Source organism: Bradyrhizobium sp. 164, from assembly GCF_023073715.1.
Taxonomy (GTDB): Bacteria; Pseudomonadota; Alphaproteobacteria; order Rhizobiales; family Xanthobacteraceae; genus Bradyrhizobium.
In genome coordinates, this window is record NZ_JADPKA010000016.1 from 17778 (window position 1) to 35894 (window position 18117).

Below are 18117 nucleotides of genomic sequence, written 5' to 3' on the forward strand. Positions count from 1 at the left end.
TTGAAATTGAAGTGGCCCGTTGCTGTCGCAGATGCAACATGGTCTCAGACCCGGGACAGCACCCCTGGGCAAATTGACCATCATTGAGCGCGTCTGTCCTTGGCACGGCATTTGAAAGGGATCGCCAATGGCATCGCTCGCCTAAGGAGTCGCAAGGCATGGCTTACAAGATCGTCGCTTCGCAATGCACCGTTTGTGGGGCATGTGAGTTCGAGTGTCCCAACGCGGCGATCAGCCTCAAGCGCGACATTTACGTTATCGATGCCAAAAAGTGTACGGAGTGCGAGGGCCATTCCGACACGCCGCAATGCGCGGTGGTCTGTCCGGTGCCTGACACCTGTGTCCAGTCTAAGACAGCATAGGCAGCCCGCGTCCAGAAGGCTTCACCGCTCGATTTTGCGAACGAAGTAATAGATGTCGCGCTTGAGAAGGCCGCCGACCGCGTGGGGCGCATCGAGGTCGATCAACATCGTTATGAGTTTAAGGCGCTCATCGACTCCGAGAAACCATCGAAGGGCTCTGTCAGAGAACACCGTCAAATTTGTCTCGAATAAGGACAAAGCCGCCTCGATGCTCCAGTCGCCGTGTTGGGGCTTATCGTCGCTGGCTGAGGAGACGAGGCGAGGTGGACGGGCGTCGACATCCCAAGATCGACTTGCAGGATATCTAAAGCTACGTCACGGCCGAAGCCGAAGAGACGGTCTCCACGCGCGACGAGATCGGTCCGGAGATCTTGAAGACATACGAGAAGCTCGGCATCCGCGCACCATGCACGAGTGCATGGAGCCTAGGGTCATAGCAGATCCCCGCCGCCCGCGCTCTCGCCGCTTACTCCAGTTTCGCAAGTCAGCGTGCATCCTGAGGTCCGGAACTGTTCCCGCGATGTCGCGCATGCCAACGTCCAGGCTGCACTACTCGCCAGCGGCGACGGAAACAACGAAGGCGCGCCAAAGTCGCTCAGCACGTAAGTGCTTGGCGCACCGAGGAGATCATCTTGACCAACGCCACGGAGGCGATCGAGCTCGCGGCTCGTCGCGGGGTCCGCCGAACACAGGCAGTCCGACCTGATCATCCGTGCGATCCTGGAGCAATCCCGGCCTTGGCAATTCCTAAGGAGCCTCATGGCGCTGTGTTCAAGCGGATGTCGGCCGAGCATGATCGCAACTTCCTCACGGGCGAGTTCGAGAAGCTGCTGACGGAAAAGAGCAGGCTTGTCGCGATCACGCAGATGTCGAAGCGCCCAGCGCATTCGTTCTGCTCGCGTTAGCTCACGACTACGCCAAGAGGGCGTTGAGCGGACGCATTCATAAGCGGAGGCTTCACAGATCCACGCGTTTTTACCAGGCCGGGAGTAAGACCGTTGTGCCCTACCTGGTACAGCTGGCAATCGCTTGGGCAATATCGCGGCAACACTTAGTAGGTTGACGGATCGATCCTCGTGCGTCTAATGCCAGCCGTCGTGGTCTTCGGATTTCGTTTGATCCGGAGCTAAGAGGGAAGCCGGTGCAATGCCGGCGCTGCCCCCGCAACTGTAAGCGGCGAGCCGATGTCCAACGAAGTCACTGAAGCCATGCGGCTTTGGGAAGGCCGGACAGCAGCGACGACCCGCGAGCCAGGAGACCTGCCTCGACATTATATCGTCCACGGGCGGGGTGTCCCGGTGTGCGCCAAGCAGCTGTCGCTCACGCGATATTCGCTGCACGCGTCCGCCATGGCCTTTGCCCCAATTATGGGGTCTGATCTATGTCTATTCTTTCGCTTCCCGTTGCCACATTGGGGACGTCACGCATCGGCCCACGACGCGAACTCAAGTTCACGCTCGAGAGCTACTGGGCGGGAAACTCCAGCGAAGCCGAGCTCCTCGAGGCGGGGAGTGGACTTCGTGCCGCTAATTGGGCACGGCAGAAATCCTGCGGTGTGACGGTCATTCCTTCCAATGACTTCTCGCTCTACGACCAGGTGCTCGATACCAGCGTAATGGTCGGAGCCATTCCCGACGTCTACGGCTGGACCGAAGGTCCTGTGTCGCTCAAGACCTACTTCGCCATGGCACGTGGCGCTCAGGACGGTGATCACACTCAGCATGGGCCTGGCGTAGCAGCACAGGAAATGACGAAGTGGTTCGATACCAACTACCACTACATGGTGCCGGAATTTCACCAGGATCAGATCTTTAAGTATTCCTCTCGAAAGCCGATCGAGGAATATGAGGAGGCAAAAAGCCTCGGCTACCAAACGCGCCCCGTCTTAGTTGGCCCAGTCACTTTCCTGAAGCTCGGCAAAAGCGCAAATCCCGCATTCAATCCGCTGTCGCTGCTTGATAGGCTCCTCCCAGTCTATGTCGATGTTCTCCGCGAACTAGCCTCGCGCGGTGCGGAATGGGTTCAGCTCGACGAGCCATGCCTGGTGATGGACGTCGACGAAGCGTCGCGGGCGGCCGTCCGCCGGGCCTATGCTCATTTCGCAAAGCTTGTGCCGGCCCTTAAAATCATGTTGGCCACATATTTCGGGGCTATCGGCGACAATCTTGAAACAGCCCTTGCCTTGCCCGTTGCCGGGCTTCATGTCGATCTGGTTCGGGCACCCGACCAATTGGACGCAATTGTCGCCACAGCCCGCAGAGATCTCGTGGTCTCGCTAGGCGTCGTTGATGGTCGCAACGTCTGGCGCTCCAATCTTGCGGCGCTGCTCGACCAACTTGCCCCTTTGGTCAAAAAGCTGGGTAGGGACCGTGTTCAGATTGCTCCTTCCTGCTCGCTGCTTCATGTTCCGATCGACATTGAGCTAGAGACCGATCTCGATCCCAATCTGAAGACGTGGCTGGCGTTCTCAGTTCAGAAGATCAAGGAACTTTCGATATTGGGCAAAGCGCTGGCCGGCCATGCTGCCGAGGTGGCCGATGAACTTGCGCTTTCCGAGGACGCAGCCGTGACCCGCGAAACATCGCCCGAGATCCACAATGCGAATGTCGCCGGACGAATGGCCGCGATCGACGATAGCATGCGTCGCCGTCGCAGTGCGTTCACCGAGCGTGCCGACGTCCAGCGGGCCGCGTTCGCATTACCGATGTTTCCAACGACGACCATCGGATCCTTCCCGCAAACGGTCGACGTCCGGAATGCGCGTGCGGCTCATGCGCGGGGAGCGCTGAATGACGCGCAGTACGAGCAGCTTCTGAAAGCGGAGACAGCCCGTACCGTGCAGTGGCAGGAAGATATCGGCCTGGACGTGCTCGTACACGGTGAGTTCGAGCGCAATGACATGGTTCAATACTTTGCCGAGCAGCTGTTGGGATTCGCTTTCACCAAGCACGGCTGGGTTCAGTCTTATGGGTCGCGGTACGTTCGTCCGCCTATCCTGTTCGGAGATGTCTCCCGGCCGAAGCCGATGACCGTTGAATGGTGGCGCTACGCGCAGTCTCTGACCAAGAAACCCGTCAAGGCTATGCTGACCGGACCGGTGACGATCCTGAACTGGTCGTTTGTCCGCGACGACATCTCGCGGAGCGAGACATGCCGTCAGATCGCTCTTGCGATCCGAGATGAGGTGATCGATCTTGAGGCGGTTGGAGCGACTATGATCCAGATCGACGAGGCTGCGTTGCGGGAGGGATTGCCGCTACGCAAATCGCAGTGGAGGAACTATCTCGATTGGGCAGTGGACAGCTTCCGCGTTTGCTCGTCCGCTGTCGCCGACGGAACTCAGATCCATACCCACATGTGCTATTCCGAGTTCAACGAAATCATCGATGCGATCGCAGCAATGGATGCTGACGTCATTTCAATCGAGACGTCGCGTTCTAAGATGGAATTGCTCGAGGCCTTCAAGAGCTACAAATATCCCAATGAGATCGGGCCCGGCGTCTATGACATTCATTCACCGCGCATTCCCGCAGCGGCGGAAATCAAACAGCTGATTGTGTTGGCGCGGCAGCGAGTTTCCGATCGGCAGCTCTGGATCAATCCCGACTGCGGACTGAAAACTCGAAGCTGGGAGGAGGTGCGTCCCGCGCTCGTCAATATGGTGGCCGCCGCACGCGAGTTGCGGGCTGAGCCATGATGGTGCGGAGCGTTTCGCAAACGCGTTTGTGAACAAGATGCACGCGCTTTGGGGGCTTACGATGTCCTTGCGAGCTCCCAAAGTTCCCAGCGCCTCGGAATGCCGGCGGGCGTCGGCGGAGGCGGTCGCATACAGCCGGCGACAAGCTCGATTCTCGACCCGACGGCCGACAGCATGCCGGCGACGTCCGATCAGGTCACATATTGCGACGTCATTAACGCTCCACGCGAAGCACAGCCCTACTTTTTCATTTATCCATCGCGTGGATGCGTCCCATCACAACAATCTATTTTACCGTCCTTACGGAACGTCATACGAAATTCGCCTCCTGGCACGCGCTCCGGGAAAGGTAATCGAGCGTTGTTGATGTTTGGGGGCGTGCCAAATGCTGCTGCGCGACGGCAAACTGCCGCTTGTGTTTCAGGGCACGGCAGCCAAACGCGCTTGCGCGAAGGATCCCAGCTCGATCAAGGCACTGACGTCCCAACCGGACAGCGGGCGAGTGGTGGACAAGTCGTGAAGTTTCCGACAGGAGCGGAAGGCAAGCGGCTCCAGATTTCGCGCGGAGTGATATCCGTTTCTCCTTTTTTGACGGCGAATGCCCTCGCCGAAATCGATCGCCGGTAAGTCCTCCCTACCGACGAAAGCTGGTGCGATGCATAAAGCAGCGTCGTTCCTGCGTGACTTTCGCCCGGCCTCCGGAGGAGGCCGGGCTTTTTTTGGTGCGCCAGGCATGGCGCGGACCGCGTGACTGGCGCGATTCGACCGGAGTAGTGTCCGGTCCTAACTTGGAGGTCAGAGTCCTTTCCTGGGCATCATCAACTTCTTGATGTGCAGCAATTCAAAGAAGTCATGCTCTTTCAGAGTGTTGCGCTGGCCCCGACTGTGTAACAATGGGGTGTAACATTGCTGTTCAGGGTTGTTCGGCGATGCGCCGGACGGGTCTCGCTTTCCTGCGGGCATTTAGCTGGCTATTCCGCTCGGTGATGATTTCGTTTTTGTGACGCCTAGCGAGAGCGCAGGCCGTTCGATTTCCCCTCCGCACCCCAGACAGAGCCCCCCGAAGCGAAGTCGCGCGTGGAGTCGCCGTGGCCAATCTAGAGGGTGTTTGGCAGGCCGTCCGCGATGACGCTCCCATGCATCCGACCCACCGCCAGGCGACAGCCTTAGCAGGCGAACTCTAGCGTCTGGGCGGACAGCGAGAGCCCCGCCCGGAGTGTCGCCATGGTTCACGCGCCCGGTGTCGGCTGGACGCCGGACACTGAGATTCACGAGGAGCAGGAAGCTCACTGGACGGCCGTAACGAAGATGTGGGAGAGGGTCGGCCAAACAATTAGAGAAGCTGCTCGGGCCCATCGTGGACCGCCTCTTGCTGACCAAGGGCATCCGCGGCGTGGACAGCGAATCGCGCGCTCTGTTGCTCACCGCCTTTTGATGGCGCTGAGCGACGCGTTCGCAAGCCGGCACCGCAACGCTGGCGGAGACTATTCGTCCGACCCCAAGGCCGGCCTTTGGCGCCCGTGGAAGCGACCACGGACACGTGCCAAGCGCTTGATGCAACGTGGGCTCGATCCGGGGTGGGCATGGCAGTCGGCCTTCAACGGTCCCGGCCCATGGTGGAATGCCGGCGCCAGCCACATGAACGATGCTTATCGCACCGCCTTCTTCGTGCACCTCGGTCTGCGGTTCCTCATTGGACTGCACCGCCATGTCAATCGTGCTTGACGAACCGCCGTATACGGGTCCGTACGTACGGTGGTGTGGGAGGGGGAGGCCGCGAGGCTTGCTCCTACCCGATCGCTTGGTTATGAGTGACAGCACGGGATCATTCATTTTAACGTCATTGCGGGACGCCGGGTTCTGCGCCGCATCTGTTCTCATTCGGCAAGACATGATGCCGGTGCTGTTAATCCTACCTGTCTATTGAAGGCTTTGGCGTCGTGTTCGTACGGGTGGGTAGTATTGGATACTCGATCTTAGGTAGCCGCCCGGTAAGCGAATTCAGAAACGCCACAATGTCGTTTTCTTCCCCGTCGCTAAGCTTGGCGCCGAGCTGGATTTCACTCATCAGGGCAACAGCCTGCTTTAGGCTCCAAACCTGGCCCGAATGGAAGTAAGGGGCTCGCAAAGCAACGTTCCGCAACGGCGCCGCGCGGAAGACATATTCGTCGCCGACCGCCTTGGTGACCGCGAATCGGCCCTTATCGGCTTTCGGAAGCAGGGTTGCGTCCGGCTTCTTCATCACGCCGAACTGGAAGTAGGCCTGTCCACCGACATTGATTCCATTGTGGCAAGAGGAGCATCCCTTCTCCATAAACAGCGCCAACCCTGACTTCTGCTGATCATCGAGAGCATGTGTATTGCCCTCCAAATACTGATCGAACGGGGCCGCAGGTGTGATGAGGGTGGCTTCAAAAGCCTCGATTGCCTTCGCAAAGTTTTCAAAGCTGACCGGGCTCGCCTCGTTCGGGAAAGCATTTTTGAACAAGACGACATAGCTGGCCATTGAGTTCAAAGTGTCGAGCACATGATCCGGAGTCGCATTCATTTCGGCACTCGCCTGCACAGGGCCAGTTGCTTGCGCCTTGAGGTCCGCGGCGCGTCCGTCCCAGAATTGCGCCGCATTGAACACCGCGTTGTAGACGGTTGGGGCCCGACGTAGGCCGACCTTCCAGCCGTGACCGACTGAGGTCGGACCGGCATCGACTCCGCCGCTGGCGAGATTGTGGCACGTATTGCAGCTAATGATCTCGCTTGCCGATAGCCGCGGATCGAAGAACAGAATCTTGCCAAGCTCGACCTTTTCATGCGTGACTGGATTGTCCTTTACCGCAGGAATGACTGAGGGGATCGGATGGAAGATCTGCCTGGCAGTTCTCATCAGATCATCGTCCGCGCTAGCTCCTGACGGCATCAGCAGCCCAATCGCCAAAACAGATGCTTCAGCGACAAGCCGAAGCTCCCGGATCGATTTGTTCATACACCCGCCTCATCAGTTCTGATTGAATCAAGGAAACAGTCGAAAGCGATGCCACACTCTGTTCCCTCAACGGGCCGGCGCAGCATGCACCGGATCCTGTGAAGCGAGGCTGCATCGAATGTTCGATTTCGAGGTGCTCGCTGCCGGCGCTCGCCCAAGAGGCTTTAAGCCGTTATTTGATTCGCGAGTTCGCTTTGAGCTTAGATCACGACCTTGGTAGATCAGACTAGCGCCTCAACCTTCGAAATGACGACCGATCTGACAACAACAAGCGTGCCGAAAAAGGATAATCTGTCCGGTGGCCGCATCGGTTCTCCATTGAGCGATTGGGTGGCCAATACGCTCCAGCGAAGTTGATCTATCCGTGTTGCACCGCTGGTCGCGCTCAGCGCTCACGGTGCCGCTGGACAATAGCAACCCCCATGCCAGTTGCATCTGACATGCAAGCTGCTGATTTAGCTACCAAACGAATCCGGGCTACCGAACAACGTCGGATGTCTTGTTTTGATGAATACATACAGTGTCACAGATGCGACAAGCGCCAGTCCCGGCTAGACATCATCGCACAGAAAGCTTTGTGATGAGATCCAATCGCCAGGCTTGCCGGCCACACGTGCGACGGCGGTACAAAGATCTACGCTGGCCTACGGCGAGACACTGAGCCGAGGCGCCCGGCGGTGCGCATCGCTCACGATTTCGCCTCGCCCTGCCAACTGAAGGCTCTCCGACCTCATATCCGGGCCGGCTCTTTGCGCGCCGCCGCCGAAATCCCGCTCGTTTGTAACAGACGAGCCCCGAAGCCTGACATGGCTTGTCTGGGTTCGCTGGCATGGCAGTTGCGGCGTCAAAACTGTTACCCAGAGTATGACGGTACGACCGTCCGATTTACTCGGATACTCTCATTCGACACCAGCTTAAGTCCCGGCCTGACACCTGATCGGGCCGCCTGTGGGTTGGGATAAAAACCATTTCGACCCACTCACGGCCGAGTGGCAGCTCTTGAAATCCTGCGCGCTGATCGCAAAAATCGCAGAACTTCTGCAGAAGCAATTGTCACTTCGTGCTCTTGCGTTAAAAAGACTTCGGTACAAGAGGACATGTTGGTAGGAGATCTTTACATCATGTCCGCAGATGGCACGTCGTGAGATCTCATCGGCATCTTACCGAGGGAACGACGTGATTGACCAGTTGTCCATGGCTGGTTCAAGTTAGAAATGGTGTCCGTGATGGCTTCAATTGACGATCGATTGAATGAGATCCGAAACGTGCGGAATGACATTTGGCGCTGTCGAAGAAAGCTTAAAAGCGAGCTAAGTGATCTCGAGCGTAAGGTTCTCGAAGATCGCCTGCTTGAGCGGCAATCTGCCTTTGAACGGCTCCTAGCGACCACGTTTCCTTTTGCATTGACACTGTCAAGCAAAATTCGGGACCTGCCGCGGGTCATTGGCGCGCAAAATGGCGTCGGCTCATAGAACGCATGCGCGTCAGAAACGTAGGCTCCGTCGCCGCGGACCGCCGCGCTCATCATGGCCGCCGCTGAACTGAAATGCGCCGGTCCTCGGCCTTGGTTCACCGATGTGCTGGCCCGCGGCGCACCGTGAGCGTCGATAATGAAACCGTTCCGGCCGCCCATCCAGGACCACGGCTGGGGGACACCGATTGCGCCGTTGTCTGCGAAACCGCGCTCACCATGAGTAGCTTTCATCCGACAGAGCGATCGAAGAAGCTTGAATCGGCCGTAGCGTCAGATTGTACAGAGCACGCGAACGATACTCCAGACTAGGTGTGGCCGAATGAGAAGACCCGTTATCGCTTTTGTATTATGTTCCGCTCTCGAGTTGCTCGGGCTAAGCACGGGCGCGGTTGCGGACACAAGGCGGTACGCGTGCACGATCACTGCCGCCGATAGGGAGCCGGCCGGAGTTCGGAACGAGCGGGTCATTCTCACGGTTCAATATGGCTGTCGGATCGCGGATGGTCTCTCGAGGGACGCGGGGATTACAGCAGTGTCGGTCAGCGAGTGGGCTGCTGATAAAGGAACGTACCTAGCGTCCCTGGAATTGCACCGCGCGCTGGAGGGAGTTGCAATTGGGCAACTCTCCGACGCGACCGGCTTCTCTAGCATGGAAGGCGAGCAAGGCATTGCGGTCGCAACTTCCGGCACGACAGTATTCAAGTTCGCATCTGGCTCATTGGCAGCCCTTTCAGGGAAGACCCTTAAATTCACCACCAAACTTACTGGCCTACGTAGCTTCGAATTGGAGTTCACGGATTGGCCAGAATCTCTTTTTTGGAAGTGACTCGTGTCTCACGCTGATTTCCGCGAGCGCTCGGGCGGACGAGCCATTGTCGACTCTTAACTCCACACGATGAATGCCGCTCCGGCCTGTGTGCCGTCCTCAAAGACGAGCACACCGCAACAAAGGTTGAGCCCAAACTCCGAAGGCACTTAAAGGCGCTAGACTACTTCCCAGCGCACATTAGGTCGACGCAGTCTGAATTCAGAGTCGGCCGGTCGGCGGAAAACTGCAAGTGAGCTGCTGCCGGTTTGATGGACACCCGGTTAAGCTAATCCCAGCTTGCGCTCGAACTCAACCGGGCTGAGATAGCCGATGGTCGAATGCCTGCGGGTCGTGTTGTAAAATCGTTCGATGTAGTCGAACACATCGGCGCGTGCCTCATCTCTGGTTCGGTAGACCTTGTTGGCCGTACGCTCGGTCTTGAGCGAGGAGAAGAAGCTCTCCATCGTCGCGTTGTCCCAGACGTTGCCGGAGCGGCTCATGCTGCAAACGATGCCGTGGTCGGCCATCAGGCGCTGGAACTGTTCGCTGGTGTACTGGCTACCCTGGTCGGAGTGATGCAAACAGCGCATCCGGCTTGCCGCGCCGCCAGACGGCCATCAACAATGCGTCGGTCACGAGCTGCGCCGTCATGGCGGCACTCATCGACCAGCCCACCACGCGGCGTGAGAACAGGTCGATCACCGCTGCCACATAGAGCCAGCCTTCGGCCGTCCAGAGATAGGTGAAGTCGGCGATCCATTTCTGGTTCGGACGCTCGGCAGCGAACTGCCGGTCCAGAAGGTTGGCCGTCTCGAGCTGTCGATCGCCGCTGTCCTTCGGCAAGCGCCGACGTCGCGGCCGTGCCCTCAAGCCTTGCAGGCGCATCAGCCGCTCAATCCGGTGCAGGCCACAGTCCGCCCCATCGGTGAGCAGATCACGCCACACCCGGCGCGCACCATAGTTGCGGTCGCTGGCGGCGAAGCTGGCCTTGACCCTGCCGCCGAGCTCCTCGTCGCTGCGGGATCTGGCGCTGGGAGAGCGGTTCAGCCAGGCATGGAAGCCCGACCGCGACACTCGGTAGTGTCTCAGTTTGAATTTTCGACCGCTTCGCGCTTCTTGTAGGGACCTCGAACAGCCGGTACCGGGTTGGCGGCGTCGATCAGCGCAATCACGTCCGTCATCTTCATAACCCGGTCGATCAGGCCCGATGCCATCGCCGGCGTTGCGCCAAGCGTCTTGTGAACGCGGCAGAAGTTGTAGAAGACGAAATAGAGCGCCAGCGCGTGGCAGTGGTTCTCGAACTTCTTGCTGAACGCATTGGTGAGGCGGGTAAAGCGGCGCATTGATATGCGCATGGTGAGGTTCTGGCGCTCGGCAAAAGACGTGTTGACCAGCTCCGGATCGGGGTTGCCCATGATGGGGTTCTTGATCGCGCCGATGCACTTGGGCGGGCTGTAGCGGCCGGGGCCAGCGTAATCGGTCGCGAAAATCTTGTTCAGCATCGCGTAGTCGGCGTCGAGGCCCGCCTCAAGGACGGCTTTCAAATAGGCCTTGTGGCCGTCGGTGGTGAGCTGGACGCGATTGGCGAGGCGGGCCTTAAGGTCGTGCATGAAAGCCGTGCCAGTATGCGCGCCACGGTCCCCGACATGCCAGGACACGATCAGCTTTGAGTCGGCATCAATTGCCGTCCAAGTCCAGACGTCGCCAGCTGCATCCGGGGCAGCCTTGGCGAACTTGACGTTCTTCTGCTTGGCGTAGCTGAACGACCAAATCTCGTCACACTGGGCGGCCTTGGAAGGCACGTTGCGCACGGTCGCGTCATGGAAGGCGGCGCAACCCATCCCGGCATCCACCAGCAGCTTAGAAACCGTATTGATCGATACCCCGGTGACCCGAGAGATCGACCGCATGGTCGATCCCTCGCAGAGCATCTGGAGGATTTGAACGCGGGTTTGGAGAGGCAGCTTGTTCATGGCTTCATAATGAGCCTTATGCTTGCAGCCAAGCTAGAAGTTCAGTTTGCGTTTTTGCGCAAGTTCGCTATATTGCAATAATCATGCTTGATTCCCAGAATTTTCGCTCGCCCGGTCAGTTTCTTCACGCGCTATTGGAGCAGAGGGGCTGGTCCCAGCGCACGCTCGCTGTCGTGCTGGACATTGGAGAAACAACGGTAAACAAAATAGTCAGTAACAAGCAGGCTATTGATGCCGACTTGGCCCTGGTTTTGGAGGAGGTGTTTCAGATTCCTGCGGAGCGCTTTCTTGCTCTTCAAAAGGACCTTGATCTCGCGCAGGCCCGCATTGTCGCGAATCCCGATCCGGGGCGGGCAACCAGAGCGTTGCTGTACGGTGATCTCCCCGTAGCCGAAATGATCAAGCGCGGGTGGATTGCCGCAGAAAACGTAAGAGACAAGAAAAACGTTGAAGCCGGGCTGATCCGGTTCTTTGGCGTGAACCGTTTAGACGACATTGAAATATTGCCCCATGCAGCCAAGAAAACCGAGGTCAACACTCCGCTGACACCCGCGCAGTTGGCTTGGCTTTACAGAGTTAAGCAGATCGCCAGCGACATGCTGGTTGCCCGCTATTCGCCGCAAGCCCTTACTGCTGCGCTTGGAAAGCTCCGGCAGTCGATGCTTGCCGCAGAAGACGTCGCCAGAGTTCCGCGCATCCTGATGGAATGCGGTGTTCGCTTTGTTATCGTTGAATCCTTAACTTCTGCGAAAATCGATGGCGTTTGCTTTTGGCTCAACGAACGCGCGCCAGTGATAGCCATGTCGCTCCGGTATGACCGGATAGACAACTTTTGGTTCGTCCTTCGACATGAAATCGAGCATGTCCTTCAGATGCATGGGACCATGCTGGATGTTGAGCTTGAAGGAGACCGCGCCGGCACCGGTGAAGGTGTGGCAGAAGAAGAGCGCGTCGCTAATTGCGCAGCGCAAGAGTTTTGCGTTCCATCCAAGATGATGAAGGATTTCGTAGATCGTAAGGCGCCGTTCTTTGCAGAGCGCGATCTGATCGCATTTGCTCGCATCCTAAAGGTTCATCCCGGAATTGTAGCTGGGCAATTACAACGGAAGACGGGCCGATATGATCGCTTTCGAGATCATCTCGCAAAGGTCCGCACGCTTATCTTACCCAACGCAATCAAAGACGGATGGGGCGACGTAGCTCCAGTCGGCTTCTAACAGGGAATTACAATGAGCAAGAGACAAGAGCGGCAGCGTTTCCTCCGGCACTATAAAGACGTCACCGGAGAGCAAGAGATTGACATGCACAAAGTGGCTGCCTTCGCTAAGAGCCACGGATGGACCATGCCAAAGCCTCCGTCTGACGTCGAAATGCTGGCGAAGCTGTTCGCTGACGATGCTCAGGCAGAGCGGAAATACGATAAGGCGACGGGTAAACCGTACCGCGCCTATCAAGCCATTCCCGTTAAGAGTGGCCAGCTTAATCTGTTCGTTTACGTCGATACAGACGAAGCAACCCGTTCTCAGATGATGAAGTCAACCAATCATCGCCGCGAGCAGATCGTCACAGACGCATACACTTTGACGTTAGATTTGGATCATTGGCACAGCGTCAATCCTAACGAGGAGCCGATCCAACTGCCTCTCGACCTCACGTTTGACGTTGAACTTCGTAAGGCAGCGGACGATGAAGGCTCCACAGATACGGGCTAGCCCTTCTTCCATCGGGCGTCTGCTGCCGCTCTGGCAATCTCGGCCCGCTGCTCGGGAGTAAGAGCAGCGGCGCGCGCCTTGCCGCCTCGCCTCCCCAGTGCAGCAGCAGCCTTCGATTCTGGCGCGCTGCCTTCTTCAATCTCGCCGGTTGCGATCTTGCCGACCATGATCGCAGCTCCGATCACATCGCCGGGCCGCTTTTCGCCTTTAGGACCTCTTGGCATGGGCTCCACAACTTGTAGACTGCTTGCCGCTAAGCATAACGCGTATTGCGGTCCCCAAAAAGCGAAACCCCGCGAGGGCCTTTTGAGGGGCTGTCGCGGGGATCTATCTGGTCCGGTTTCGCCTAGCTAGGCGAGCACCGGCGCGCAACGGGACCTTACTTTGACGGACGCTTCTGCGCCTCGATGGGCAACTTATTTGGAAGCGGCTGGGTTCCAGGAATATAGCGAATTCCCTCTATCTCTGGAATGCGACTATTGGTCAGAGCCTGCATTACCCGCTGTAAGCGCTTGAAATTGCACTCAGAAATGTAATTCACGCAGCTATGACAGCCAGGCTCGGCGGAACTTGGTGGTCCGATCCAGCTGCCCGGCGAATTCTCGGGCTAGAGCGGTGTCAGGACATAGATAAGGCCGCTCAACGCCTACGCCGCAAATATGGGGGCGAGCCTCACATGGACCAGATCGTTGCTTCTCTGATGCTTGGATTTTGGGCCGCTATGCTCAAGAGGGAATACAACGAGCCGATTTGGGACCACGAAGTCGGAAATGCCTTTCCCCATCTGAACGGTTCGATTCGCGACGTAAGCGCCGCAGTAAACGCGGTCCAAGATTTGAGAAACCGCATCTTCCATCATGAACCGCTGATTGGACGGTCTCTCTCGGAAGATTATGGGCGCATCACAAAGGTGATCGGCTGGATTTGCCCCGAGACACGAAAGTGGGTTCGCCATCATTCGTCATTTCCAACCGTGCTTCGCCAGCGACCTCGCTAAAATTCAAACTGAGACACTACCCCTAGCGCATCGCATAGCCATGCCACACCGGCCAGATCGTTCGGTGCTTCGCGACGAAGGCGAACTTCATGTCGCTTCCTTCGCGAAGTAGGCTGCGGCCATTTTTAGGATATCCCGCTCGGCCTTTAGCTTGGCGACCTCACGGCGCAGCCGCTCGATCTCTTGCTGCTCGGGCTTCATTTGCCCGTGGCCGGGAAAGGCCTGCACCGGATTGGAGCCGAGCTCTTTCACCCATTTGCGCAGTACGTTCTCATGAACATCCAGGTCGCGCCATGCGCCACCGACACCCCGCGCTCCCTAACCAGCTTGACCGCCTCGATCTTTAACTCGCGACTGAACTTCCGTCTCTCATCGCCCACCTCCGGCTTCATGAAACATCTAATCCTGGTGTCCATCAAACCGGCAGCAGCTCAAAGCCGCGCGCGGCGAAGGGCACCAGGTGTTCGTGCTCACCGTGACATACGCCGGCGGCCGCACGCAGCAGTTCAGCGTACGTCACGAACGGGTCGCCGAGGTTCGTCGCTGGCTCGACAAATATCAGAAGCTGAAGCAGGCGATCGAGGGCATCTGCCAACTCAATCATGAGCTGCTACGTCCAGAGCCGCATCGAAGGCGCGCGGGGCGGCGAGATGATTGAGATGCGGCGGGCGCAACTCAGCTTTGGCGATGGGCTGATCGCCTAGCAAGTGAGTGATCTTCGCGAAGAGTGGATGCAGCACGCCGATCAGATGCTGGCGAACGAGCAGATCGTGGCCGCGGTGCACGAAGCACTAGCGAAGCGGTGCCCGAAGAGCCGCAGTCGTGGTCGGCTCGGCACGATCGCAACCACCAGGTCAAGCTGAGGCGCGTGCCGCGGCTGATGGCGACTGACGCCGGGTTCTACTCTGCCAGGAACGAGGCCGCTGCGAGAGCAATGGGGTCAAGGGGTATGCATTCCCAATCGATCGAGCAAAAGCCCTGAGCGCAAGCGCGAACAGAAGAAGCGCTGGTTCCGCGATGGCCAAAAATGGCGCACGCGATGTGAGGGACGCATCAGCGTGGTTAAGCGGCGAAACGGTCTCAATCGATGCTGATAGAAGGATGACGCCGGAATGCAGCGCTGGGTCGCCCTCGTCGTGATCTCAACCTCGTCAACATCGGCCGGACGATGAGCAGGCGAGCCGCTCCGTAGACCTCGCCCCCATCATTGCTCGCTTCAGACCCCCGCCGTCCACCCGGCCGGGTTTGTTTGGTCCATGCCTTGGCCAAAGGCTGGAAAACATCAATTTCGCGCCGGGAAGTAGACAAAAGTGGGCTATCCACGGGCACTATTTGCCGAACGGAGAATATGCGAAGCTTCATCGACCGACGATGAACCCTCAACGCGAAATTGAGGGTAGCCCGCACTGATCGAGCCGCTCTAGCGGTGTCCGTCTTTGGTGGGAGGAGGGCCTCGCGCTCATCAGCAGACCGCCCTCGTTGTCGCTGCACTCGGTGCCGGCTTCGGCTCATCGTGTCACGCTTCCGCAAGCGGCGATAGAAAAAGTCGACGCGCGCCCAATCAAAGTGCGAATTGCGTCGTGGCGTGTCTGACCGAGATGCTGAAGCGAGCTGCAACTGGACTGCCGAATGACAAGAACGGGGCCATTGTAGAACGCCGACCCCTTTACCCCGAACGACGAAGGGCCACGAGCTTGCGCCTTTAAGGCTATCGCGGGTTGAGAATCGATCAGCCCCACATGCTCTCCACGAGATCGGTGTCGCCACATTAGAGCGCGTCTCCACGAGATCAATTGGAATGACGAGCGAAGCGAAAGATCGCGCGTAAGTAAAAGAAAGCGTTCTGCTGACAACTGAGTTCTCTTACTCTTCCGGAAGAGATGGTGCAGCTCAATCACCACTTTCTTAGGATCGATCGCAAACACCATGCGCGCATCTACGTGCGCTGAAGTCCATCTCGAACCGATGGTGTTTGCGATCGCTCGATGGGTGCGCCAAGCAAAGCTGCCGCACCGGAGTGACGTCGGCGCGCGGGGAAGAATTTAGCCATCTCGCTGGCGGAGAGCGCAAGTGATTGTTTTGTTTCAGACAGGGCTTTAGCGGGTAAGCCTGTCGGTGCCACGCAGGGTCAGTTTTATAACAATCCGCATCCTAGCAGCTATCTAGCTCTACAGACGTGGGTTTTTGTATTCAACCACCGCTGGCACACTCGTTGCAGACCCTCGCGCAACAGGCGGCTGTTAGCCCCTTGCATCGACATGCAGAGGGGCAGGCCGCCCCCTGATGGCACGCGAGCGAGTAAAGAAGACGATATGACCAATCGCTGGAGGGCAGGCATGACATCACCGAGACGCGTCTTGGTCAGCGATTCCGTCGACAAATCAACAGCGTCACGCATGGTGCTCGCAAGCGCTTAGCCGAGATGAGCCGCAACATCCTGATCGGCCGCTGGATCCGGAAGCCCGCGAAGTTGCGTTCGGTAGGACCGGCCATGGAGATTTGCACGCTTTACACCTCAACGCCGGATCGGAAATCCGTCGATCTACCGGAAAAGCGTCGCTTCTTCATTTGAGACGACAATGGAAAGGAAATTCGTATGAGCCGAGCAACTACCGAAAGCGTCGCAGAGATCAAGGCGCGCAACAAGCAGCTAATTGATGAGGTGTTGAAGGTCTACCCAGAGAAGACCGCCAAAAGGCGCGCCAAGCATCTGAGTGTTCACGAGGCGGGAAAGTCGGATTGTGGCGTCAAATCCAATATCAAGTCCATTCCGGGCGTAATGACCATCCGCGGCTGCGCCTACGCGGGCTCCAAGGGCGTGGTCTGGGGGCCGATCAAGGACATGATCCACATTAGTCACGGTCCGGTCGGCTGTGGTCAGTACTCATGGGGCTCGCGGCGCAACTACTACGTCGGCACGACCGGCATCGACACGTTCGTGACACTGCAGTTCACTTCCGATTTCCAGGAAAAGGATATCGTGTTCGGCGGAGATAAAAAGGTCACAAAACTCGTCGACGAGCTGCAGGAGCTGTTTCCTCTCAACAGGGGCATTACCATTCAGTCCGAATGTCCAATTGGTTTGATCGGTGACGATATCGAGGCAGTCTCCAGAGAAAAGTCAAAGCAATATGGCGGCAAAACCATCGTGCCTGTGCGGTGCGAGGGTTTTCGTGGAGTGTCACAATCGCTCGGCCATCACATCGCGAACGACGCCGTTCGAGATTGGATCTTCGACAAGAGCGCCCCAGAAGCCAGCTCTAAATTTGAGCCGACCCCATATGACGTCGCCATCATCGGTGACTACAACATCGGCGGCGACGCCTGGTCGTCACGGATCCTGCTCGAAGAAATGGGCCTGCGCGTCATCGCCCAGTGGTCCGGGGATGGATCTCTCGCTGAATTGGAGGCGACGCCGAAAGCGAAGCTCAACATATTGCATTGCTATCGCTCGATGAACTACATCTCACGGCACATGGAGGAAAAATTTGGGATTCCCTGGTGCGAGTACAACTTCTTCGGGCCTTCCAAAATCGCGGAGTCGCTGCGCAAAATTGCAAGCTTCTTCGATGATAAGATCAAGGAGGGCGCCGAGCGCGTCATCGCGAAATATCAGCCGCTGGTCGATGCGGTGACCGCGAAATACCGGCCGCGGCTCGATGGCAAGACCGTAATGCTGTTCGTAGGCGGCCTACGTCCTCGCCACGTCATCGGCGCGTATGAGGACCTCGGCATGGATGTTGTCGGCACAGGCTATGAGTTCGGTCACAACGACGACTATCAGCGCACCGCCCAGCACTACGTCAAGGACGGCACGCTGATCTACGACGATGTCACCGGCTACGAATTCGAGCGCTTCGTAGAAAAGATCCGGCCCGATCTCGTCGGCTCCGGTATCAAGGAAAAATACGTCTTCCAAAAAATGGGCGTGCCGTTCCGCCAAATGCATTCCTGGGACTACTCGGGTCCTTACCACGGTTATGACGGCTTCGCGATCTTCGCCCGAGACATGGATATGGCAATCAACTCCCCGATCTGGGGGAAGACCAGCGCACCTTGGAAGGACGCTCCGCGGCCGAGCCTCATGGCGGCGGAATAGGAAAGCCGACGCTCG

General features: G+C 57.9%; 13 protein-coding genes, 3 pseudogenes and 1 riboswitch. Of the genes and pseudogenes, 10 read left to right on the forward strand and 6 right to left on the reverse strand.

Annotated features, from left to right (window positions below):
* Positions 1 to 158 precede the first annotated feature (158 nt).
* The 4 genes from IVB01_RS05265 (at position 159) to IVB01_RS35420 (ending at position 4579) form a co-directional block, all read left to right on the forward strand.
* The gene (locus tag IVB01_RS05265) at positions 159 to 362 is read left to right on the forward strand and encodes a 4Fe-4S binding protein (protein ID WP_247297430.1); all 204 of its coding nucleotides are present in this window, start codon (positions 159 to 161) and stop codon (positions 360 to 362) included.
* A gap of 737 nt (positions 363 to 1099) precedes the next feature.
* Positions 1100 to 1267 (forward strand): hypothetical protein, encoded by a 168-nt coding sequence (locus IVB01_RS05270; protein WP_247354624.1) that lies wholly within the window; start codon positions 1100 to 1102, stop codon positions 1265 to 1267.
* A 176-nt stretch (positions 1268 to 1443) separates the two neighbouring features.
* Positions 1444 to 1644: riboswitch (cobalamin riboswitch) on the forward strand.
* Between the two features lie 99 nt (positions 1645 to 1743).
* Positions 1744 to 4059: a 5-methyltetrahydropteroyltriglutamate--homocysteine S-methyltransferase gene (gene metE, locus IVB01_RS05275; protein ID WP_247494293.1), complete on the forward strand. Its 2316-nt coding sequence runs from the start codon at positions 1744 to 1746 to the stop codon at positions 4057 to 4059.
* A gap of 385 nt (positions 4060 to 4444) precedes the next feature.
* Entirely contained in the window at positions 4445 to 4579 is a 135-nt protein-coding gene (locus tag IVB01_RS35420; protein WP_256464830.1) for a hypothetical protein, read from the forward strand.
* A gap of 1392 nt (positions 4580 to 5971) precedes the next feature.
* Here IVB01_RS35420 and IVB01_RS05280 read toward each other — a convergent pair.
* Positions 5972 to 7039 carry a cytochrome-c peroxidase gene (locus tag IVB01_RS05280; RefSeq protein ID WP_247354616.1) on the reverse strand — a complete coding sequence of 356 codons (1068 nt, stop codon included), beginning with the start codon at positions 7037 to 7039 and terminating at the stop codon, positions 5972 to 5974.
* Between the two features lie 2006 nt (positions 7040 to 9045).
* Here IVB01_RS05280 and IVB01_RS05285 point away from each other — a divergent pair.
* Positions 9046 to 9339, forward strand: coding sequence for a hypothetical protein (locus tag IVB01_RS05285; protein WP_247494294.1), 294 nt, complete (start codon positions 9046 to 9048; stop codon positions 9337 to 9339).
* A gap of 263 nt (positions 9340 to 9602) precedes the next feature.
* On the opposite strand, the pseudogene IVB01_RS05290 reads toward IVB01_RS05285, so the two are convergent.
* Positions 9603 to 10395: pseudogene (locus IVB01_RS05290) on the reverse strand (IS3 family transposase); the annotation flags it as partial.
* An 11-nt stretch (positions 10396 to 10406) separates the two neighbouring features.
* Positions 10407 to 11294, reverse strand: coding sequence for an IS1 family transposase (locus tag IVB01_RS05295; RefSeq protein ID WP_247494295.1), 888 nt, complete (start codon positions 11292 to 11294; stop codon positions 10407 to 10409).
* An 83-nt stretch (positions 11295 to 11377) separates the two neighbouring features.
* Between IVB01_RS05295 and IVB01_RS05300 the strand changes: the two genes are divergently transcribed.
* Together IVB01_RS05300 and IVB01_RS05305 are read left to right on the forward strand one after the other, a co-directional pair.
* Positions 11378 to 12511, forward strand: a complete 1134-nt coding sequence (locus IVB01_RS05300) for a helix-turn-helix domain-containing protein (RefSeq protein ID WP_247494296.1) — start codon at positions 11378 to 11380, stop codon at positions 12509 to 12511.
* 12 nt (positions 12512 to 12523) lie between these two features.
* On the forward strand, positions 12524 to 13006 hold the full coding sequence (locus IVB01_RS05305; RefSeq protein WP_247494297.1) for a hypothetical protein: 483 nt from the start codon (positions 12524 to 12526) through the stop codon (positions 13004 to 13006).
* Here IVB01_RS05305 and IVB01_RS05310 read toward each other — a convergent pair.
* Positions 13003 to 13173: an RNA-binding protein gene (locus IVB01_RS05310; protein WP_247494298.1), complete on the reverse strand. Its 171-nt coding sequence runs from the start codon at positions 13171 to 13173 to the stop codon at positions 13003 to 13005. The two genes, IVB01_RS05305 and IVB01_RS05310, sit on opposite strands and share 4 nt — an antisense overlap.
* A gap of 509 nt (positions 13174 to 13682) precedes the next feature.
* On the opposite strand from IVB01_RS05310, the gene IVB01_RS05315 reads away from it, so the two are divergent.
* Complete coding sequence (locus IVB01_RS05315; protein WP_247494299.1) at positions 13683 to 14003, forward strand: hypothetical protein; 321 nt, start codon at positions 13683 to 13685, stop codon at positions 14001 to 14003.
* 23 nt (positions 14004 to 14026) lie between these two features.
* Here the strand turns inward: IVB01_RS05315 and IVB01_RS05320 are convergent.
* Positions 14027 to 14395, reverse strand: a pseudogene (locus IVB01_RS05320) (transposase); the annotation flags it as partial.
* Positions 14396 to 14418: 23 nt separating this feature from the next.
* Positions 14419 to 14607 carry a hypothetical protein gene (locus IVB01_RS05325; protein WP_247494300.1) on the reverse strand — a complete coding sequence of 63 codons (189 nt, stop codon included), beginning with the start codon at positions 14605 to 14607 and terminating at the stop codon, positions 14419 to 14421.
* A 243-nt stretch (positions 14608 to 14850) separates the two neighbouring features.
* On the opposite strand from IVB01_RS05325, the pseudogene IVB01_RS05330 reads away from it, so the two are divergent.
* Both IVB01_RS05330 and nifD read left to right on the forward strand, forming a co-directional pair.
* A pseudogene (locus tag IVB01_RS05330) lies at positions 14851 to 15175 on the forward strand (ISNCY family transposase); the annotation flags it as partial.
* A gap of 1424 nt (positions 15176 to 16599) precedes the next feature.
* On the forward strand, positions 16600 to 18102 hold the full coding sequence (gene nifD / locus IVB01_RS05335; RefSeq protein WP_247494301.1) for a nitrogenase molybdenum-iron protein alpha chain: 1503 nt from the start codon (positions 16600 to 16602) through the stop codon (positions 18100 to 18102).
* Positions 18103 to 18117: the final 15 nt, after the last annotated feature.

Bases quoted from the DNA above. Each gene is read 5' to 3' on its own strand.
- nifD (WP_247494301.1), top strand. From the start codon at position 16,600: ATGAGCCGAGCAACTACCGAAAGCGTCGCAGAGATCAAGGCGCGCAAC.
- IVB01_RS05315 (WP_247494299.1), top strand. From the start codon at position 13,683: ATGGACCAGATCGTTGCTTCTCTGATGCTTGGATTTTGGGCCGCTATG.
- IVB01_RS05310 (WP_247494298.1), bottom strand. From the start codon at position 13,173: ATGGTCGGCAAGATCGCAACCGGCGAGATTGAAGAAGGCAGCGCGCCA.
- IVB01_RS05305 (WP_247494297.1), top strand. From the start codon at position 12,524: ATGAGCAAGAGACAAGAGCGGCAGCGTTTCCTCCGGCACTATAAAGAC.
- IVB01_RS05265 (WP_247297430.1), top strand. From the start codon at position 159: ATGGCTTACAAGATCGTCGCTTCGCAATGCACCGTTTGTGGGGCATGT.
- metE (WP_247494293.1), top strand. From the start codon at position 1,744: ATGTCTATTCTTTCGCTTCCCGTTGCCACATTGGGGACGTCACGCATC.
- IVB01_RS05300 (WP_247494296.1), top strand. From the start codon at position 11,378: ATGCTTGATTCCCAGAATTTTCGCTCGCCCGGTCAGTTTCTTCACGCG.
- IVB01_RS05280 (WP_247354616.1), bottom strand. From the start codon at position 7,039: ATGAACAAATCGATCCGGGAGCTTCGGCTTGTCGCTGAAGCATCTGTT.
- IVB01_RS05295 (WP_247494295.1), bottom strand. From the start codon at position 11,294: ATGAACAAGCTGCCTCTCCAAACCCGCGTTCAAATCCTCCAGATGCTC.
- IVB01_RS35420 (WP_256464830.1), top strand. From the start codon at position 4,445: ATGCTGCTGCGCGACGGCAAACTGCCGCTTGTGTTTCAGGGCACGGCA.
- IVB01_RS05325 (WP_247494300.1), bottom strand. From the start codon at position 14,607: ATGATTGAGTTGGCAGATGCCCTCGATCGCCTGCTTCAGCTTCTGATA.